The sequence below is a fragment of the Curtobacterium sp. B18 genome (assembly GCF_000333375.1).
In the GTDB taxonomy this organism is placed as follows: domain Bacteria; phylum Actinomycetota; class Actinomycetes; order Actinomycetales; family Microbacteriaceae; genus Curtobacterium.
On record NZ_BACZ01000052.1, the window covers coordinates 1 to 2,443 of the forward strand.

General features: G+C 70.5%; 2 pseudogenes. Both read right to left on the reverse strand.

The annotated features are described in order from the left end of the window. Positions 1-279: pseudogene (locus tag I5E_RS20895) on the reverse strand (dihydrofolate synthase); the annotation flags it as partial. Continuing rightward, positions 276-2,339: pseudogene (locus I5E_RS26155) on the reverse strand (class I tRNA ligase family protein); the annotation flags it as partial. The pseudogenes I5E_RS20895 and I5E_RS26155, both read right to left, overlap by 4 nt. Positions 2,340-2,443: the final 104 nt, after the last annotated feature.

The window sequence follows — 2,443 nt, forward strand, 5'->3', positions numbered from 1 at the left end:
GGGCGGCGAGGTCTTGCCGTTGGTGCCGGTCAGGTGGATCACCGGGTAGGACAGGTGCGGGTCGCCGAGGAGCTCCACGGCACGCCGGGTCGCCGACAGCCGGTGCTCCGGTGCCTGCTCGCCGATGCGGGCGTACAGCGCCGCCTCGACGCGCTTCACATCGTCGTCGTCCCCGCCGTAGGGAACCGTGTCGGCCGGAGCCTGGTCGCCGACCGGGCCGACCGGGATCTCGATGCCGTCCGGGGTCTCGTCGCCGATCTCGTCGTCGTGTTCGCTCATGCGCGTGCCACCTCCACGGACACCTTGGCACCGTCACCGACGTCGGCGGTGGTACCGGCCCCGAGGGGCACGATCTCGACACTCGTCGCCAGGGTCTCCCCCGCGATGAGCTGCTGGTGGGTGCGGACCGCCACGTCGGCGACGTCGTCCACCCCGAGGGTCAGCACGATGCGGTCGCTCACGTCGAGGTCGGCGTCGCGACGGGCCTGCTGGACGGCACGCACGACGTCGCGGGCGAGGCCCTCCGCCTCGAGCTCGGGGGTGGTCACGGTGTCGAGCACCGCGAAGCCGCCGCCGTCGAGGAAGGCCACCGCGACGGCGTCGTCGGCGACCGTGAGGTCGAGCGTGTACTCGCCCTCGACGAGGTCGATCCCGCCGACCGTGACGCCGGACTCGGTCGCGACCCAGTCGCCCCGCTTGGCGGCCGGGATCACCTGCTGGACCTGCTTGCCGATGCGCGGTCCCGCGGCGCGGGCGTTCACGGTGAGCTTGCGCTCGATGCCGTACCGGCCGAGCGAGGACTCCTCCTGCTGCTCGAGCACGACCCGCTTCACGTTGAGCTCGTCGCGGAGGATGTCCGCGAACGGCTCGATCGCGCCCGGGTCGGGGACGACGAGCGTCAGCGTCGCGAGCGGCAGACGGACGCGACGACCGGTCGCCTTGCGGAGTGCGAGCCCCTTCGAGGCGACGTCGCGCACGCGGTCCATGGCGTCGACGAGCGCGTCGTCGGCCGGGAACTCGTCGGCGTCCGGGAAGTCCTCGAGGTGGACGCTGCGGCCACCGGTCAGGCCCTTCCAGATCTCCTCGGTGACGAGCGGGGCGAGCGGGGCGGCGACGCGGGTGAGCGTCTCGAGCACGGTGTACAGCGTGTCGAACGCCGCGCGGGCCTCGGGCGAGGACTCCGCGCCGAGCCAGAACTTGTCGCGGGAGCGGCGCACGTACCAGTTGGTCAGGACGTCGGCGAAGTCGCGCACGGCCTGGGCCGCGAGCGGGGTGTCGAGCGCGTCGAGGTGCCGCTGCACGTCGGACACCAGGACCCGGGTCTTCGCGAGCAGGTAGCGGTCGAGGACGTCGGTGCTCGCCGTGCTCCGCGACGCCTGGTACCCGTCCGCCCCGGAGGCGTTGGCGTAGAGGGTGAAGAAGTAGTACGTCGACCAGAGCGGCAGCAGGAACTCGCGGACGCCCTGGCGGATGCCCTCTTCTGTGACGACGAGGTTGCCGCCGCGGATCACCGACGACGACATGAGGAACCAGCGCATGGCGTCGGCGCCGTCGCGGTCGAACACCTCGGAGACGTCCGGGTAGTTGCGGAGCGACTTCGACATCTTCTGGCCGTCGGAACCGAGCACGATGCCGTGGCTGATGACGTTCTGGTACGCCGGCCGGTCGAACAGCGCGGTGGACAGCACGTGCATGACGTAGAACCAGCCGCGTGTCTGCCCGATGTACTCGACGATGAAGTCGGCCGGGTTGTGCGACTCGAACCACTCCCGGTTCTCGAACGGGTAGTGCACCTGGGCGTACGGCATCGAGCCGGAGTCGAACCAGACGTCGAACACGTCGGTGATCCGGCGCATCGTCGAGTTCCCGGTGGGGTCGTCCGGGTTCGGGCGCGTCAGGTCGTCGATGAACGGACGGTGCAGGTCGACCTCGCCGTCGGCGTTCACGGGCAGGCGACCGAAGTCGCGCTCGATCTCCTCGAGCGAGCCGTACACGTCGGTGCGCGGGTGCTCGGGGTCGTCCGACTGCCACACCGGGATCGGCGTGCCGAAGTACCGGTTGCGCGACACCGACCAGTCGATGGCGTTCCCGACCCACTTGCCGAACTGGCCGTCCTTGACGTTGTCCGGCACCCAGTTGATGTCCTGGTTCAGCTCGCCCATGCGGTCGCGGATGTCGGTGACCCGCACGAACCACGAGGACACGGCCTTGTAGATGAGGGGCTTCCGGCACCGCCAGCAGTGCGGGTAGCTGTGCTCGTAGGACGCCTGGCGGAGCAGCCGTCCGGCGTCGCGGACCGCCTTGGTGAGCGGCTTGTTCGCGTCCGACCAGAGGAGGCCGGGCCGGCGACGCAGTCGGTGAGCACCCGCACCGCGTAGTCGTGCTGGTGCGCGTCGGCCGCGGTGTAGTGGATGCACACGTCCGTCAGGCCACCGACGAGCAG